The 16,196-nt window shown below is 68.0% G+C and carries 11 protein-coding genes; 3 read left to right on the forward strand and 8 right to left on the reverse strand.

Translation table 11 applies throughout. The features are described 5' to 3' along the window. Positions 1-21: 21 nt before the first annotated feature. The 3 genes from FJ694_RS05160 (at position 22) to FJ694_RS05170 (ending at position 4,031) form a co-directional block, all read left to right on the forward strand. A complete protein-coding gene (locus FJ694_RS05160; protein WP_157264894.1) occupies positions 22-948 on the forward strand; it encodes a hydrolase 1, exosortase A system-associated in 927 nt (308 codons plus the stop codon). A 169-nt stretch (positions 949-1,117) separates the two neighbouring features. Then, positions 1,118-2,401, forward strand: a complete 1,284-nt coding sequence (locus FJ694_RS05165) for a glycosyltransferase (protein WP_157264896.1) — start codon at positions 1,118-1,120, stop codon at positions 2,399-2,401. A 163-nt stretch (positions 2,402-2,564) separates the two neighbouring features. After that, positions 2,565-4,031, forward strand: a complete 1,467-nt coding sequence (locus FJ694_RS05170) for a lipopolysaccharide biosynthesis protein (RefSeq protein ID WP_259373151.1) — start codon at positions 2,565-2,567, stop codon at positions 4,029-4,031. 564 nt (positions 4,032-4,595) lie between these two features. On the opposite strand, the gene FJ694_RS05175 is transcribed toward FJ694_RS05170, so the two are convergent. The 8 genes from FJ694_RS05175 to FJ694_RS05210 form a co-directional block, all read right to left on the reverse strand. After that, positions 4,596-6,752: a hypothetical protein gene (locus FJ694_RS05175; protein ID WP_157264900.1), complete on the reverse strand. Its 2,157-nt coding sequence runs from the start codon at positions 6,750-6,752 to the stop codon at positions 4,596-4,598. 311 nt (positions 6,753-7,063) lie between these two features. Continuing rightward, complete coding sequence (locus tag FJ694_RS05180; protein ID WP_157264902.1) at positions 7,064-8,113, reverse strand: acyltransferase family protein; 1,050 nt, start codon at positions 8,111-8,113, stop codon at positions 7,064-7,066. Continuing rightward, positions 8,110-9,423, reverse strand: coding sequence for a putative O-glycosylation ligase, exosortase A system-associated (locus FJ694_RS05185; protein WP_157264904.1), 1,314 nt, complete (start codon positions 9,421-9,423; stop codon positions 8,110-8,112). Before FJ694_RS05185 ends, FJ694_RS05180 begins: the two co-directional genes overlap by 4 nt. Before the next feature lie 363 nt (positions 9,424-9,786). Continuing rightward, on the reverse strand, positions 9,787-10,905 hold the full coding sequence (locus FJ694_RS05190; RefSeq protein WP_157264906.1) for a GNAT family N-acetyltransferase: 1,119 nt from the start codon (positions 10,903-10,905) through the stop codon (positions 9,787-9,789). Then, on the reverse strand, positions 10,902-12,434 hold the full coding sequence (locus tag FJ694_RS05195; RefSeq protein WP_157264908.1) for a right-handed parallel beta-helix repeat-containing protein: 1,533 nt from the start codon (positions 12,432-12,434) through the stop codon (positions 10,902-10,904). The genes FJ694_RS05190 and FJ694_RS05195 overlap by 4 nt, the downstream gene beginning before the upstream one ends. Further along, on the reverse strand, positions 12,431-13,477 hold the full coding sequence (locus tag FJ694_RS05200; RefSeq protein ID WP_157264910.1) for a hypothetical protein: 1,047 nt from the start codon (positions 13,475-13,477) through the stop codon (positions 12,431-12,433). The genes FJ694_RS05195 and FJ694_RS05200 overlap by 4 nt, the downstream gene beginning before the upstream one ends. Before the next feature lie 8 nt (positions 13,478-13,485). Further along, on the reverse strand, positions 13,486-14,976 hold the full coding sequence (locus FJ694_RS05205; protein ID WP_157264912.1) for an MBOAT family O-acyltransferase: 1,491 nt from the start codon (positions 14,974-14,976) through the stop codon (positions 13,486-13,488). 48 nt (positions 14,977-15,024) lie between these two features. Beyond that, complete coding sequence (locus FJ694_RS05210; RefSeq protein ID WP_232539908.1) at positions 15,025-15,996, reverse strand: polysaccharide deacetylase family protein; 972 nt, start codon at positions 15,994-15,996, stop codon at positions 15,025-15,027. Positions 15,997-16,196 lie beyond the last annotated feature (200 nt).

The following is a 16,196-nucleotide window of genomic DNA, read 5'->3' on the forward strand; positions in this document are numbered from 1 at the left end:
GCGCAGCGCGAGGGTGCACCCATGAGCTGGACCGAGCAGGCGCTGGGCTTCGATTGCCTGGGCCACCAGTTGCTGGGCGTGCTGGCTGAGCCCGCGCCGGCCCCGCTGCCGGGCGACGTCGGCGTCGTCATCGTCGTGGGCGGGCCGCAGTACCGCGCCGGCAGCCACCGCCTGTTCGTCAAGCTCGCGCGCGCGCTGGCGCAGGCCGGCGTGCCCGCGCTGCGCTTCGACGTGCGCGGCATGGGCGACAGCGAGGGCGACTTCCCCGGCTTCGAGCGCCTCACCCCGGACATCGGCGCGGCCATCGCGGCACTGCAGTCGCGCCGGCCCGAGGTGCGCCGCGTGCTGCTGTGGGGCCTGTGCGACGGCGCGTCCGCCGCGCTGCTGTACCTGCACGACACGCGCGACGCCCGCGTGCACGGCCTGTGCCTGCTCAACCCCTGGGTACGCTCGCCGCAGGCGCAGGCGCGCACCAACGTCAAGCACTACTACGCGCAGCGGCTGCTGGAGCCCGACTTCTGGCGCCGGCTGCTGGGCGGGCGCATCGGCGCGCAGGCACTGCGCGGCCTGGCCGCCAACCTGGCGCTGGCCTGGGGCGGCCGCCGTGGCGGCGCGGATTCCAGCGCCGCCAACGACGGCTTCCAGCAGCGCATGGCGCGGGCCTGGAACGGCTTCGGCGGCGAGCTGCTGCTGCTGCTCAGCGGCGACGACTACACCGCCAAGGAATTTCTGGAGCACTGCGCCGGCGACGCGCAATGGCGCGCGGCGCTGCGACACGCACGGCTGCAGCGCGCCACGCTGCCCCGGGCCGACCACACCTTCTCCGGCACCGCCGCCACGGCCTGGGTGCTGGAGCGCACGCTGGCGTGGGCGCAAGGCCCGCTGGCGCGCGCCCCGGCGGCCACGACGCGCCCGGCCGGCAGCACGGGCCCGGTCCCATGCGCATGAACCCCTTTCACATCCCTGCCGCACAGTCCCGCTGCGCCGCGCCCGGCCCCCACCGGGCGCAGGCCCTTCACGCCATGTCCATGTCCCTGAGCACCCTGAGCGACTTACCGCAGCGGTTCGCACCGCGCACGCCGACACCGACGCCGGCACGACCCGAGGGCACCTGCCGATGAAGCGCGTGCTGATGGTGGCGTTCCACTTCCCACCCTTCTCCGTCAGCAGCGGCGTGCAGCGCACGCTGCGCTTCGTGCAGCACCTGCCGCGCTGCGGCTGGGAGCCGCTGGTGCTGAGCGCCTCGCCGCTGGCCTACGGCGCCCAGGCCAGCGAGCACCTGACGAAGGAAATTCCGGCCGCAACCGTCGTGCGCCGCGCCTTCGCGCTCGACTCCTCGCGCCACCTGGCGCTGTTCGGCCGCTACGCGGGCATCACCGCGCGGCCCGACCGCTACATGAGCTGGTACTTCGACGCCGTGCGCGTGGGCATGCGCATGATCCGCGAGTACCGGCCCGACGTGATCTGGACCACCCATCCGATCCCCACGGCGCACCGCATCGGCGCGGCGCTGCAGCGCCGCAGCGGCCTGCCCTGGGTGGCCGACTTCCGCGACCCGATGGTGCAGGACGGCTACCCCGAGAACGCCGCCATGCGGGGGCTGTGGCAGCACATCGAGCGCAACGTGATCGCGCAGGCTTCGGCCTGCGTGTTCACCACGCCCAGCGCCGCGCGGCTGTACCGCGATCGCTACCCGCAGGCCGCCGACCGCATGAGCGTGCTGGAGAACGGCTTCGACGAGGAGAGCTTCGTCGCGGCCGAGCAGGCCGAGGGCTTCGACGCCGCCGAGCCGCTGCAGCCGGGCACGCCTGTGCTGCTGCACAGCGGCATCGTGTATCCCGACCTGCGCGACCCGACGCAGCTCTTCGTCGCGCTGGAGCGGCTGCAGCGCGACGGCCGCATCCGCCCCGGCGACTTCAAGCTGCGCTTCCGTGCCGCGATCCACGAGGACCTGCTGCGCAACCTCGGCCGCAAGCACGGCGTCGAGCCCTTCATCGAGATCCTGCCGCACGTGCCGTACCGCGCGGCGATGCAGGAGATGCTGCGCGCCGATGGGCTGCTGATCCTGCAGGGCAGCAACTGCAACGGCCAAGTGCCGGCCAAGATCTACGAGTACTTCCGCGCCGGGCGGCCCGTCGTGGCGCTGACCGACCCGGCAGGCGACACCGCCGCGGTGCTGCAGCGCGTCGGCGTGCAGACCGTGGCGCGGCTCGACGACGCGGCCGACATCGCCGCGCTGCTGCTGCGCGTGCTCGACGGGCTGCGCGGCGGCACGCCCGTGGGTGGGGTGGCGAGCTCGGTGCACGAGCACTCGCGCCGCGGGCGCGCGGCGTTGCTGGCGCAACTGCTGGAATCGCTGGCCGTGACCCAGGCCCGGCCCGCACTGACCGGCAACGGCTGAGCGGCCTGCCCCGCACGCTGCGGCCTCGCGCCATGCCACCGGTTGCCGCGCGCAACCTCCCTTCGTCGGGCGCAGTCACGGCCCGACCTACCTTGGGCCGCCCCGGACCGGGGCGGCCGTCCGGACGGCCGACCACGAGAGCAGAAGCATTACTAAGGGCGCGATCAGCACGGTCGCGATGCGCTGGATCGACCGCGCCATCGGCGTCGTCAGCACGCTGGTGCTGGCGCGGCTGCTGGTGCCCGACGACTTCGGCATCGTGGCCATGGCATCGCTGGTGGTCGCCTTCGTCGACACCGTCTTCGACATCGGCGTCAACGTCGCGCTGGTCCAGCGCAAGAACCCCAGCCAAGCTTACTACAACACGGCCTGGACCATGCGCATCCTGCAGGCCTGCTGCGTGGCCACGCTGCTGGCCGTCGTCGCGCCCTTTGCCGCCGACTACTACCGCGACCCGCGCGTGACGGCGGCCATCTGGATGATGGCCTCCTCGGTGCTGATCCTGGCCTGCGAGAACATCGGCATCGTCAGCTTCCAGAAGGAGCTGAACTTCGCCGCCGAAGCGCGCTTCCTGCTGTTCAAGCGCCTGGTGGGCTTCACCGTCACGATCGTGCTGACGCTGATCCTGCGCGACTACTGGGGCATGCTCTTCGGCGCGCTGTGCGGCCGGCTCATCGGCACGCTGCGCAGCTACCAGGTGCACCCGATGCGCCCGCGCTTCGCGCTCAGCGAGTTCCGCGACATCTTCTCGATCTCGGTGTGGCTCATGGTCAAGAACATCAGCCAGTACCTGGACCGCAACCTGCACGTCGTGGTGGTCGGCGGTGTGAGCAAGACCGCCGTCACCGGCGGCTACACGCTGGCCAACGAGGTCTCCGACATCCCCGGCACCGACCTGCTCGCCCCGATCAACCGGGTGCTGTTCCCGGTCTTCGTACGCGCCCGCGACGACCTGCGCGAGCTGACCCGGCTGCTGGTGCAGGCCCAGAGCGTGCAAGTAGCCATCGTCTTCCCGATCTGCATCGGCTTCGTGATGACCGCGGCCGATGTGGTGCCGCTGGCGCTGGGCGCGAAGTGGACGTTCATCGTGCCCTTCATCCAGGTGCTGGCGCTGTCGAACATCATCCTGTCGATCAACAGCAGCGCCAACTACGTGCTCACCGTGATCGGCAAGGTTCGGCTGCTGGCGGTGAGCAGCTGGACCCAGATCGGCGTGTTCTGCATCGGGCTGCTGCTGTTCCATTCGCAGCTGGAGGCGCAGCTGGTGGCGCAGATCCGGCTGGTGGCGATCGTGCTGACCTTCGGCGTGTCCTTCTACATCCTGCTCAAGCACCTGCCCACGATGTCCGTGGGCCTGCTGCTCAAGGGCGTCGCACGCCCGACGCTGGGCTGCGCCGCGATGGCGCTGGCGCTGTCCGCGACGGGCCGCCTGGCGCTGCCGCCGTGGCCGATGCTGGCGCTGAAGGTGGCCGTCGGCGGCGTCGTGTACTGCGGCGTCGTGTGGCTGCTGTGGCTGGCCGTGGGCCGCCCCGAGGGCGCCGAGTCCTACGTGCTGAGCAAGATCCGCCGCCGCAAGCCGCACGCGGCAGCAGCCGCCACCGGCAAGGCGGGCGGCGCCGCCGCGGATTGAGCATCGAGCCCCGGCGCTGGTGCCGGGCTGAAGCACGATTTGCTCCAGCCGGAGCAGGCCGCCGGAGTGGGTCCGAAACCGGCCTGAAGCACCGGATCGCCATGCCCGCGCAGGCGCACTGCTGTCCGGGGAAAGTGGACTACGCCCGGCATCCCGACAGCACGGGCTCCCGCCTACCATTTCGTCATTTCGGCTTGCGCCGGAATGACGGATCGGGGTGCGGGCGGCTCGTGCCTGCAGGCACCGGCAGTTGCCCACTTCTCCTTGGACAGCCGTGCGCGAAGGCAAGCATCCATGGCAAGCCCGGGGGCGGACCGGAGTTCGTGAACACCCGCCTGCGCAGGCGTGACAGGCAGCTTCAGTGAGCAGGCAAGACGGGCGTCGTTCCCGCCGGGTGCAACCCTCGGAAGGCAGGACGCACGCATATCGAGGCGCAGCCACTTGCATCGCCCAAAAGGCAAACGCCCGGTGCGGCGCACCGGGCGTTGTTCGGGGCCGGGGCAGTCCCGGCCGGTTCGGCCGTCCCAGGATGCCAAGGCATCCCGGGACGGCTCATGGGCGCTTTCAGCGGCCGGTGGGCGTCATGCTCGGCGCAGCCGAGGCGGCCTGCGCGGGGCGCGGATACACGCTCCACACCGGGTTGTCGTTGAAGCTTTTGACCAGCGTCGGGTAGGTCGAGGACGACGCCATCCGCTGCCAGGCCAGCGCGGCCCCTTCGGCACCCTGCTCGACCGCATACGTTAGCGCCGGCGTGAGCGTGCCCCAGTAAGCCGTGGCGATGCCGGGGTAACCCACCATCATCGCGCCGCCCATCTCGCCCGACATGGGAATGTTCATCGCGCGCGCCACCTCGCCCCAGGACTGGTACCACGGCCCGGTGCCGCCGACCCAGTCGGCCTTGAGCGAAGGCGCGTAGTTGACGGTGTACTGCGCGGCGTAGGGCCAGGCGAACTCGTTGGCGCCGCTGCCGCCCAGGCGGCCGACGACGGAGCGGAACTTCCAGCGGTTGAACTCTTCGAGCTTGGGCTGCAGTGCTGCGTCGTAGACCTGCAGGTCGCGCAGGTAGCCGAAGGCGGCGGTGACGAAGTCCTCCATCCAGATCGCGCTGGTCCACGGGTCGCTAGTGGTGTAGCTGCTGTAGGGCCGCACCAGGCCCAGCGGGTTGGCCGGCTTGACGATGTACGTGGTGTGGTACTCCTCGATGTTGGCGTTGATGCTGGCCACGAACTCGTTGCGCAGCCCATCGCCGTCGGGAGTGATGGTGGCGGCCTGCGCCAGGGAGCGCAGCGCCCAGCCCGCGCCGCGCGTGGTCAGCGCGCCGGTCCAGGGCTGCAGGATGCCCTTGCTACCTTGCCGGATGTTGTCGGCCTGCTTAAGGTAGTTAGCCGTGGCAACGAACTGGTTCTCTTCCAGGAAGTAGTTCCAGCCGCTGACCAGGTAGGCCATGTAGCCCATCGAGGGATGGTGCGACGCGGCATAGCGTGGCGGGACGGCGCCCGAGGTGGCCGGCGTGTATTGCGACTTGGACGAGCCGCCACTGTCGGAGACGCCGGAGCCGGCGCGCATGGCCAGGTACGGGTACTTCGAGAACGCCAGCGGGCGCTGTGTCGTCTCGTCGCGGTAGTGGATGCCGTAGCGGCCGGCGGCATAGGCGCTGATGATCATGCCGCGCCAGGCGCGCACGTCGCCGCCGGTGGTGAGGTAGGCCGTGTCCCACTCCGGCAGCAGGCCGATGGTGGGGTGGTAGCCGGGCTGGCCCATTTCCGGTGGGTAGAAGCCCTGCATCAGCGGCGTGTAGCTCGTGGGCAGGCGGCTGTAGAGCGAGCTGGTGGCGGCCGGCACAGCGCTGTAGCCGGGCACCAAGCGCGTGGACGAGAAGTAGGCCGCGTCATGGCGGGGCGCGACCTGCGGGTCGGTGCCGAGCCAGTGGGTCAGCGTGGTGCCGCTGGCCAGCACCGCGCGCTGGTGGTTGAGCAGCGTCAGCGGCTGCGAGAAACGCTGGCGGCCGCCGAGCGTGAAGACGGCGGTGCCGGCCTTGCTGGTGGGCCCGGCCACGTTGAGGTAGCCGTTCTCGATCCACGGCAGCACCTCGACCTGGCCGCCCTTGTACGCGCGCACCTCCAGCCAGGCCACGAGGTGCGGATCGGCGCCGATGGGCTTGCGGTAGGTCCAGGCGCTCATCTGCGGGCCCGACACCACCTGCTGCACGGGCCGGTCCCAGTCGCCGGCGGACCAGTTTACGGTGCCGAAGGAGGCGAACTGCACGCTGGCCGTGGGATTAGCCGCCTTGAGGTTGGCCAGGCTGATGGGCGCAACCACGGTCGCGGGCGCGGGCGCCACGCCCAAGCCGATGCTGCGGTAGCTGCCCGCGGTCAGGCTGGTGCGCCCGGAGACGAGCGCGAACTTGGCACTGCCGTCGGGCCAGCGGTTCTTGACCACGAACTGCAGTTCCGGCACGTCGGCCGCCACGAGCACCGACCCTGCGGGCACCTGGCCCTGGCGCAGCGGCTGGCCGGCGGTGAAAGGCACCAGCGAGCCGCCGACGGCGCTGTTCACGCCCAGCGTGAACAGTGGCGTCGCGGTGGTGGCCAGGGCGGTGGCCTGCTCCCTCGTCGTGATGGCGTTGGCCAGTTCGCCACCGCCGCCGCAGCCAGCTAGCAGCGTCGATGCGGCCAGGAGCGCCAGGGTGCCCGACGCATTGAATTGTCGATTCGAACTCATCATGTCTCGCAGGTGGGGCCCGCGGCCTTGCAGGCCGCCGCCGTGGCGGCGGCGCCCAAGGCGTCACGGAAAATGGTTGCCAAGCTAACCGCAGACATGTGCCGTATCGCGCGCCGGTGAAGCGGCTGCTGCACCGGCGAGGCATGCCTGTTGGCCATGCCCCCTGTTCGGCCCGGAGCCGGACCCTATTGACGGACGGCTCTGTAAATCATTGTTGCGATCCGTAATACGGGTGCCGGTGGACCGAAGGGTCCTTCAGCGCAGTAGCAGCCGGAGTATTCCCGGCACAGGCGGCGCACGAAGGCCAGTCCTTACATGCTCGCCCGTGCAGGCACCCGGCCCGCCCGGGGCCCGGCCAAGTCGGCCCAGCTACGCGGAAAGGCGAACCGCCTGACGGTGTCGTGGTCCATTGCCAGCCTGGCCAGCACAAGGGACGCCCCGACCGTGCAGGCCAGCGACATGGCGAATTTCACGCTCACGGGCCAGCCTGGGTTCAACCAGACCAGCAGACGGTAGCAGCCGAATCCGATGAAGCCGTGCAGGATATAAACCTGCATGCTGTATTTCCCGCACGTTTCGACGAACCGGCCCAAGGGCAGCCGGGCCAGCTGCATCATCAACAATGTGCCCGAAACGGCTTCCATGTCATTCAAGGCCAACGCCCAGAGATCCCTGTAGTCCGCGACCAGCGAAAAACCGACCTCTTGGTACAGGCCCTGCTGCATCTGACCGTACTTAGCCACGGCAAAAGCAATTGAAGCCAGCAAGAGTGCAGGCCAAATCTGCAAGCGCTCGAAAAATCCTTTTTGCAGCAGCGCAATCAGGGCGGCCAGCGGTATCACATAGAGGGCGGGCAACAAGCCCAAGGGCAGATAATGTTGCACATCGGCGGCGACGGTGCCGATGAAGAAATGGCTCGCCACGATGGCGCACAGCAGCACGATCGCCACCGGCCGCCGGCATGATGCCAGCAGGCCCAGTATCAGCGTCAGTGAAAACATCGACGGCAGGAACCACAAAAGCGCCATGTGCGTCGTTTGCTTCAGAACTTCGCTATTGCCACTGTACAAGGCAGCCAGCAGTCGCCTCGCGCTTTCGTATAGACCCGTCGGTGCTCCCATTGCTACGACGGCACCCAATGCCAGCGTCAAAAGGAAAAAGGGGTAATAAAGACGGAAGAAATTACCAAGCACATAGCTTCGCGACAGCCTCGGCAACTCCCGCAGGAAAGGCAGCGTCATGAAGCCCACGACATGGAATGAAAATCCCAGGAGAAATCCTGAAAACAAGGAGCGCGAAAAATCATTGTGGTCAATGACGACCCCGATGATCAGCAGGCCCTTCAGGATGTTCTGATTCATGCCCGATTCCGCACGTTGAGTTCATTACGCAGGAAAGTGCTGCTCAACACCGACACCACCGCAAAAATCGCGAATGTCAAGTCAAAATACGCAAAGCTCAATGCCGCACCACCCAGACAAAAACTGGCCAGGCTCAGTTGCAACGTCACCGCGACATCGGCCATCCATTCCGGCGCCTTGATCTTCCTGCTTACCTTGGCGACACGCCGAAGCTTCGAGAAGCAGATCAACAGCATCGAGAGGTAAGTCATCAGCCCCACGATGCCGTGTTCGCCCAGCAACTGGAAATACAGACTATGAGCGGCACGCCCACCCCGAGGGTCCGGCGTTTCCTCTCCGGTATAAAACCACGGAAACTCATGGAACCGCTCCGCTAGCAAGAACCAGTTGGGCGAATATTCCACAGACTTGAATCCGCCACCCAGGATCGGCCGCTCGGTGAACATGATGAAGTTCATTTTCCAGGCCACCACCCGACCCATAAACGAGGCATCCTTGTCGGCGCTTTGAATGGTATTCATACGATTGAACCACTCATCCGAGAGAAGCTGCATTGCCACCAGCATGAGCGAGCCGACCAGTGCCAGGATCAGCATTTTGTGTCGGCTCTTCAGGAACAGATAGCCTCCAAGAAAGAGCAGAGAAATCAATCCACCTCTGGAATTGGTGCCCAGCACCGACAGCACCAGAAGCCCCATCACACCCAGCAGCCCCAGACTAATAATTATAGATCTCGCCGCATACTCGCCGCGCAAATATAGACACAAGGGAATCGTCATGACAAACGCAACTGACAATTCGTTGCGGTCGCCCAGTACGTGGCCGTGCAATCCCGCAATGGCATGACCACCTCCACTGGCGACGTACTTTAATCCTTCCACCACGGCAAAGAAACCAACCGAAAGCACTACGCAACCCAAGAGAAAATCGACATGCAATTTTTTATCAACAATCAGAATAATAAATAAAAACAAAATAAATGACTTCAACACGCGTGACCATAAGTCCCACATCAGATCCGGATTGCCGATACCAAATATTGTGGTAATCGTGGTCCAGAACATGAAAAAGAACATCAGCACCACGATCGCATCAGGGCGAAACTCTTTTTTTGACCTAGTTACCGCATAGCTTGCGATCATCAGTAGGCCAAACATAAAGTTCACTCGGATGGCCGCCGCAAAGCCATACATCCAGCCATTGGGGAAAATCAGCGCCGTCCAGAGACACAATCCCAAACTAATGAATGGCCGCTTCCAACCCGCCAAGAGGAGCAGCGGCAACGCCAGCAAGAAAACAAGATCTCGCATGAGCGGCTTTACTTTCGACCAGGTTTTTGCCGAATGTCAGTATCTTCTTTCAGCGCCCAGCGGCAAAAAAGAACAATAGCGATGAGTTGAAGCAACCACAAAAGGCTTTCCATGATCTAAACAATTTCCATTCAAAGGTCTTCTTAAAACTGTCTCTCACAGTAAGGCTGGTGTAGATGGCCCGATTTAAGACGGCACGCAAGGACTCAACCTGCGATTCTAGGTTGCTTCCCCAGAGCGACGGCTGGAGCAGCTCATTGCTTCCGGTAAAGGCGTGAACGATTGCAGCCCCTGCAGGGACACCGCCGCTAGCGTACAAACGGTTGCCGTGGGCCTGCGGTGTTGCTCTCGTCATGGTCCGCCTTAATCCTGCCGAGCCGGGCTGCGCCAGCATGGGCGGCGCAGCAGCGGCTTGGCTGCACGCGCCAGGCCCTCCCGCAATGCCGCCGCGGCGCCCGGCAGCGTGCGCAGGTTGTAGGCCACCAGGCCCCAGCGCTCGCGGCGCTCGCTCATCCAGTCGCGCTTGTAGGCGTCGTCGCCCATGAGGTAGTCCACCTCGACGACGCGGTCCTGCTCCAGCACGTGGCGCATCAGCTGCGCCGTGAGCACGGTTCCGGGCGCGAAGGCGGCGAAGGCTTGGTCGTAGGCCAGCTTGTAGATCGAGGCCTTGCCCGCAGCCACCAGCCACAACTGCGCCGCGATGGGGTGGCCGTCGAGCCAGACCAGACCCAGGCGCAGCCAGCCCTGGCGTGCGCTGGTGGCGATGAGGCCAGGCATGAACGCCGGATGCGGCTCGGGCTGCTTCCAGCTGGCCGCGTAAACCTGCTCCCAGGCCGCGATGGCTTCGGGCAGCCGCTGCCCACCGGTCACGATCTCGACGCGCGCGCCGACGCGCTCAAGCTTGCGCTGCGCGCGCCGGATGGTGCTGCGCAGCGCGCCGGGGCGCTCCGCCAGGTAGCGCTCCCACGGCAGGCCGGCGCACGGCAGGAACCAGTTGCCGAAGCAGTGGAAGGCGAAGGGCATCAGCCCGCAGCGGCGCAGCGCCCGCGACAGCGCGCCGAACCCAGCCGAGCGCGGGTCCATCGGCTGCAACCGCAACCGGTGCAGTGGCGCGTGCGCGTGCACGACGGCGCGGATCAGCGGCACGAAGTCGTCGGCATCCGCCCCGGCGGCGCACAGCGGCGCGTACAGCGCGGTGTAGTAGTTGGCCAGCGACTGCACCCGGCCCGGCGCCGGCGCGTCGGGCTCGCCGGCGAGCAGCGGCAGCACCGCGCGCACCTCGGAGCCGCGGCGCAGCACGTAGAAACGCGCATGCGCGGCCAGCGTGGGCAGCGTGTCCAGCAGGTTGCGGTACCAGGCCAGGCTGGACTCGACGGCCTGTGCCTGCGCCTGCACCACGTCGAACAGCGCGCGCACATCGTCCGGGAACTCGCCGGGATGGCGCAGGACCTCGATGCGGTACGCGGGCGGTGTCGCGCTCACTGCAGCGCCGTCCGCGCCGGCGGCGCGCCGTCCGCCTGCGGACAGGGAAGGCCCCGCGTCACCGCCCCGGGCACCACCCTGCCCGCCTCGCGTGGCAGGCCGCAGAAGTCATCGCCGGGCATCGGCACGGCGCCCGCGGCCACGGCCCGTGGCGCCACGGACGCGGGCGGCTGCAGGAACAGCGTGTCGGCGCCCTCGTGCAGGCTGCCAACGACGTTGTCCTGCTCGGACAGCCGCCCGCCGGAGCGCGCGCGGATGCGGCCGTCGAGCACGTTGGCGTGGACATGGGCCTGGGACGGCGCCACGCGCACGTCGATGCCGGCCGTGTTGATGAGCGTGTTGAAGGCCACGACGGTGCCGGTGGAGCGCAGCACGTCGATGCCGAAGTCGTTGCAGTGCGCGATGACGTTGTTGGCCATCAGGCCGTCGCGGTGCTCCGCGTCGCAGCGCCTGTCGCGACAGTAAGGCAGCCCCGTGCCGCCGCCACCGAAGGAGATCCCCACGCGGTTGCCGGGGCGCGAGATATCGGTGGGCGTGCAGACCACGAGGTTGCGCTCGATGCGGCCGCGCTCGCCTGCGCCCTTCATGAAAATGCCCGTGGAGCCGCGGTTGCCCTGGGTCTTGACGAAGTTGGCGACCACGTTGTCGGCCACCCTCCAGCCGCTGGCCGCCACGATGTCGATCGGCGCGGCCGGCCGGTACATCTCACGCGCCGTGGTGTTGACGATGGTGTTGAACTGGATGAGCCCGTCGTCGGGCCACTGCCCGCGAAAGCCGTTGACCTTGACGTGGGCGTTGAAGTCCTCGATGCGGTTGTTGCGCAGCACGGTGGCGCGCGCCGCGCCCACGACGTGGAAGGCGTGCTCGCAGATGAAGTGGTTGGCGCAGGCACCGCGCAGCGTCAGGTTCTCGAAAACCCAGTACGGGTGATAGACCGTGATGCCCTCCATGGTCTCGAACTCCAGCGTCACCTCGCCGGGACGCGCGGCTGCCAGCACGATGGGCGCCAGCGCCGTGCCGGCGGTGCGCGTCTGCAGGAGGCGGGAGATGCGGTAGGTGCCGGGCAGGATCAGCAGCCGCTGGCCGGGCCGGGCCCGGTCCACGGCCGCGGCGATGTCGGCCGCGCTGTGCAGCAGCACCTCGTCGCCGGCGGCGCCCGCCACGGGCCCGGCTGCCGGCGCGGCAGGCAGCGGCTGGCCGTCCTGGCCATAGCGCAACGGCTCCAGGCCCTGGGGCTGCTGGCCCTTGCCCAGGCTGGGCAGCCAGGGCGGCACCTCGCGCTCGACCTGGCGCTGCACGGCATGCAGCACCGGCAGCGCCACGGCCTCCAGCCGCGGATGCCCGATCAGGCGCTGCTTGGCGTAGCGGATGAACTCGCCCGGCGTGCGCTGCAGCAGCGCCTGCACCATCTCCAGCGGATCGTGCCCCAGCGTGGCCGAGGCCACCCCCAGCGCGATGGCGGCCGGCGCCAGCACCAGCAGCGCCAGGGCCGCCAGCCGGCGCCCCCACCTGCGCGGGCGCGGGCTCATGGCGCGGTGCCCGGCAGGGCCTGGGCCGCGGCGTCCATGAGCATGCCGATGCCCAGGGCATTGAAGTGCCGGTCGTAGGGTCCGACCTCCAGCGACAGCGCCGACTGCGCGTGGTGCCGCTGCTGCAGCGGCTCGGCATCGACGATGCGCGCGCCGGCCTGGCGCGCCAGCGCGATGAAGCGCGCCCGCTCGGGGTCGTCGAAGGCTTGGTCACGCGCGGCGCGCGAGCGGTTGCGGTCCACCACGATCACGAGTTGGCCCTTGACGTACGGTGCGACCCGGTCGAAGAAGGCCGCGGCCACCGCATTCACCAGGGCCAGGTTGGGCGCTGCGACGGGCTGCACGCTCGGGGCCCGGGCGGCCGCGTGCCCGGGCGGGCGCGACGAGGCCAGGGCCAGGCGCCACAGGCGCTCGGGCGAGACCTTGAGCTGGCTCACCAGGTACTGCGCCAGTGCCGAGCGCCGCAGCCACTGCTTGATGTTCGAGGGCGGGGCCGCCAGCTCGGTACGGGGCTGCAGCGTCACCGGGTCCAGGCAGCGCGCATGCACCTGTCCCGAGCCGCACAGCGCCTGGCGCAGGTCGCCGCTTTCCATGACGACGACGAAGTCGCGCACGCCCCAGCGCTCGCTGGCCAGCCGGATGCGCTCGGCATAGTCGAGCAGCGCCGTGCCCGGGCTGCCCATGGCGTAGACGGGGCGCGAGCCGCCCAGCGCGCGCTCGAGCTGCGCCTGCGGGCGCTGCGGCGCGGGCAGCATGCTCGACTCGACGTAGCTGTCGCCCACCAGCGCCACCGCGGCCGGGTCGGGATGGAAGTCGCGCTCGGCCGCGAATCCGGCGTTGTTGCTGCGCAGCGTCTGCGCGTTGCGTAGGTCCCAGCCCGTGGCGGCGACCCACTCGTGCCCGGGTGGGTTCGTCATCACCAGCGGGTCGATGTAGTAGCCCGTCTGGGTCGAGGTGGACACCGGCAGCGCGCGCAGCGCCAGCTCGCACACCAGCAGGAAACCCAGCGCGCCCAGCAGCGCGAGGCCAACACGTCGTGCCATGGGTCGGCTCAGAAGTTGAAGTAGATGAAGGCGCTCACGGACTCGCGTGCCATGTTGACCAGCACGAGCATGAGCACAGCGCAGGTCACGAAGCCGCCGACGGTGGCGCGCGCAGCCGAGTGGCCGCGCGCCCCTTCGAGCAGCCGCTCGCCGATGCGGTTGCTGTTGGGCAGCAGCACCGCGATGGCGCCCAGCGCCAGGCACCACAGCAGCCCCGCGTGCAGTTGCAGGCCCGCGTTCCACAGCAGCGCGTGGGTGCCGTCGGGCACGCCGGCGCCAAGGCCCGCCATCGACTGCAGGATGCTGGCGGCGCCGTCGAGCGTCGTGGCGCGGAAGAACACCCAGGCCACCACCACGCAGAGCATGGTCAGCGCCCAGGCCGCCACGGCGAAGGCGCGGCTGCGCTGCAGCCGCTGCGTCAGAGCCGGGCCGCACAGCGCGCGAAAGCCGTGGTTCACCATCAGGTAGGTCCCGTGCAGCGCGCCCCACAGCACGAAGGACCAGCTCGCGCCGTGCCACAGCCCGCCCAGCACCATGGTGGCGGCGAGGTTGAGGTAGCGGCGCGCCGCGCCGTAGCGGTTGCCGCCCAGTGCGATGTAGAGGTAGTCGCGCAGGAAGCTCGACAGCGAGATGTGCCAGCGCCGCCAGAAGTCGCTGATGCTGCGGGCGCGGTAGGGTGAGTCGAAGTTGTAGGGCAGCCGGATGTTGAACATCCACGACAGCCCGATCGCCATGTCGGAGTAGCCCGAGAAGTCGAAGTACAGCTGCAGCGTGTAGGCCAGCGCGCCGAGCCAGGCCTCGACCGCGTCGGGCGACGCGCCGGCGTCAGCGGGGTTGAAGACGGCGTCGGCATACGGCGCGATGCCGTCGGCCAGCACCACCTTCTTGAACATGCCCAGCGCGAAGATGGCCGCGCCGGCGCTGAAGTTGGCGGCGTCGAAGCGGTACGTCGAGGCGCGCGCGAACTGCGGCATCATCTGCGCGTGGTGCAGCACCGGCCCGGCGATGAGGTGCGGGAAGTAGGTGACGAACAGCCCGTAGTGCACCGGCTGGAACTCGCGCACCTTGCCCTGCCAGGTGTCCACCAGGAACGCGATCTGCGTGAAGCTGTAGAACGAGATGCCGATGGGCAGCACCACGCCGGCCAGCGTCGAGTGCGTGCCCAGCAGCGCGTTGAGGTTGTCGAGGAAGAAGTTGGCGTACTTGAAGTAGCCCAGCAGCAGCAGGTTGAAGCCCACGCCTGCCACCAGCCAGCCCTTGGCGGCGGGGCGGCGGCCCGCGTCGAGCAGCCGCGCGATGCGCAGGCCCAGCAGGAAGTTGGCGGCGATGGAGCCCAGCAGCAGCGTCGTGAACTCCGGCATCCACCAGCCGTAGAAGAACAGCGACGCGGCGAACAGCCAGGTCGAGGCGGCGCGCGGCGAGTACCGGCCCAGCAGGAAGTAGCCGGCCAGGGCCACCGGCAGGAAAGCAAGGACGAAGACGGCTGTCGTGAACAGCATGGACCGGATCCTTTTCTTGTCTCAGCGCGGCGCCGGCACCGGCGCCCTTCAAACGTCGAGCGCCCAGGGGCTGCGGCGATCCTGGCTGGGCAGCCGCTGCAGTAGCGAGGCCGGCTGCCCCGTGCCACCGCGGTACAGGTTGTCCGCCAGCCGCAACCCGAAACGCAGCCTGGTACGGTCCCACGGCGTGAAGCGCGGGATCAGGTAGGGATTCGTGCTGGCGTCGGCACTGCCCCACTCGGTGGTGAACGCAGCGTCGAAACCCTGCTCCTGCACGATTTCAACGGCCTGCGCATCGAAGTCCTGGCTCCACTTTCCATTCGGGTAGGCGAACAGTTGGACCGGTTCACCCAGAACCGACTCCAGTTGGCGCTTGCTCAGGCCGACTTCGGCCCGCGCCTGCTCGGCTCCAAGCCCTGCCAGGATTGGGTGCGAAACCGTGTGCGCGCCGATCTGCATGCCGGCACGGCGCAAGTGCCTCAGCTGCTTGGAGCTCATCATGAGGCCGCTGGATGGCTGCACGCCTGCATGGGCTGCGATGCGATGCGCCAGCGCTTGGCGCTGCTCCAGCGGCAGGTACTTCAGCGCGTGCTTGATGCGCTCGCTGGCCACGCGCCTTAGCTCCAAGCTGCCGAGCTTGCAGGATTGCAGCCCCTTGACATCGAACCCTCCCAAGTCGAGCGACTCGCGCGAGGTGCGCCGTACCGCTTCCTCCACTACATCGTTCCACATGCAACCACCGTCAATTGCACCCGTGGCGATGAAGAAGGTCGCACTCAGCCCATGGCGCAGCAGGATGGGCAACGCAACGTCATGGGCGTCGGCATAGCCATCATCGAATGTGATGCTCAAGGCCCGCGCCGGCAGCGTGCCTGCGCGCAGGCGCTCAACCGCCTCGTCCAGCGGCAGCACGTTGAACAGCTGCGCCAGCCACCCGCACTGCCGATCAAAACTGTGGGCATCCAGTTCGTCCGGATGCATCGGGTCCTGCACCGCGTGAACTCGGTGCAGGATCAGCACACTCAAGCGTGCCCGCTCCCCGGCTGGCGAGAGCATGTCCAGCAAAACCTTGAGCATCTGTTAGACCGTCCCGGGAGCATGTTGCTCATGATTGCCGGGCCGTGCCGCTGGTACTGCTGCTGCCTCACCTTTGGTTTGCCAGGTTCGTGCAGCAACCCATGCACACGTTGGCACCACCGGCGTCAACCCAGAGACGGAGT

This window comes from Azohydromonas aeria (genome assembly GCF_009760915.1).
In the GTDB taxonomy this organism is placed as follows: Bacteria; Pseudomonadota; Gammaproteobacteria; order Burkholderiales; family Burkholderiaceae_C; genus Azohydromonas; species Azohydromonas aeria.

Bases quoted from the DNA above. Each gene is read 5' to 3' on its own strand.
- FJ694_RS05205 (WP_157264912.1), bottom strand. From the start codon at position 14,976: ATGCTGTTCACGACAGCCGTCTTCGTCCTTGCTTTCCTGCCGGTGGCC.
- FJ694_RS05195 (WP_157264908.1), bottom strand. From the start codon at position 12,434: ATGAGCCCGCGCCCGCGCAGGTGGGGGCGCCGGCTGGCGGCCCTGGCG.
- FJ694_RS05160 (WP_157264894.1), top strand. From the start codon at position 22: ATGAGCTGGACCGAGCAGGCGCTGGGCTTCGATTGCCTGGGCCACCAG.
- FJ694_RS05200 (WP_157264910.1), bottom strand. From the start codon at position 13,477: ATGGCACGACGTGTTGGCCTCGCGCTGCTGGGCGCGCTGGGTTTCCTG.
- FJ694_RS05180 (WP_157264902.1), bottom strand. From the start codon at position 8,113: ATGAATCAGAACATCCTGAAGGGCCTGCTGATCATCGGGGTCGTCATT.
- FJ694_RS05165 (WP_157264896.1), top strand. From the start codon at position 1,118: ATGAAGCGCGTGCTGATGGTGGCGTTCCACTTCCCACCCTTCTCCGTC.
- FJ694_RS05185 (WP_157264904.1), bottom strand. From the start codon at position 9,423: ATGCGAGATCTTGTTTTCTTGCTGGCGTTGCCGCTGCTCCTCTTGGCG.
- FJ694_RS05175 (WP_157264900.1), bottom strand. From the start codon at position 6,752: ATGAGTTCGAATCGACAATTCAATGCGTCGGGCACCCTGGCGCTCCTG.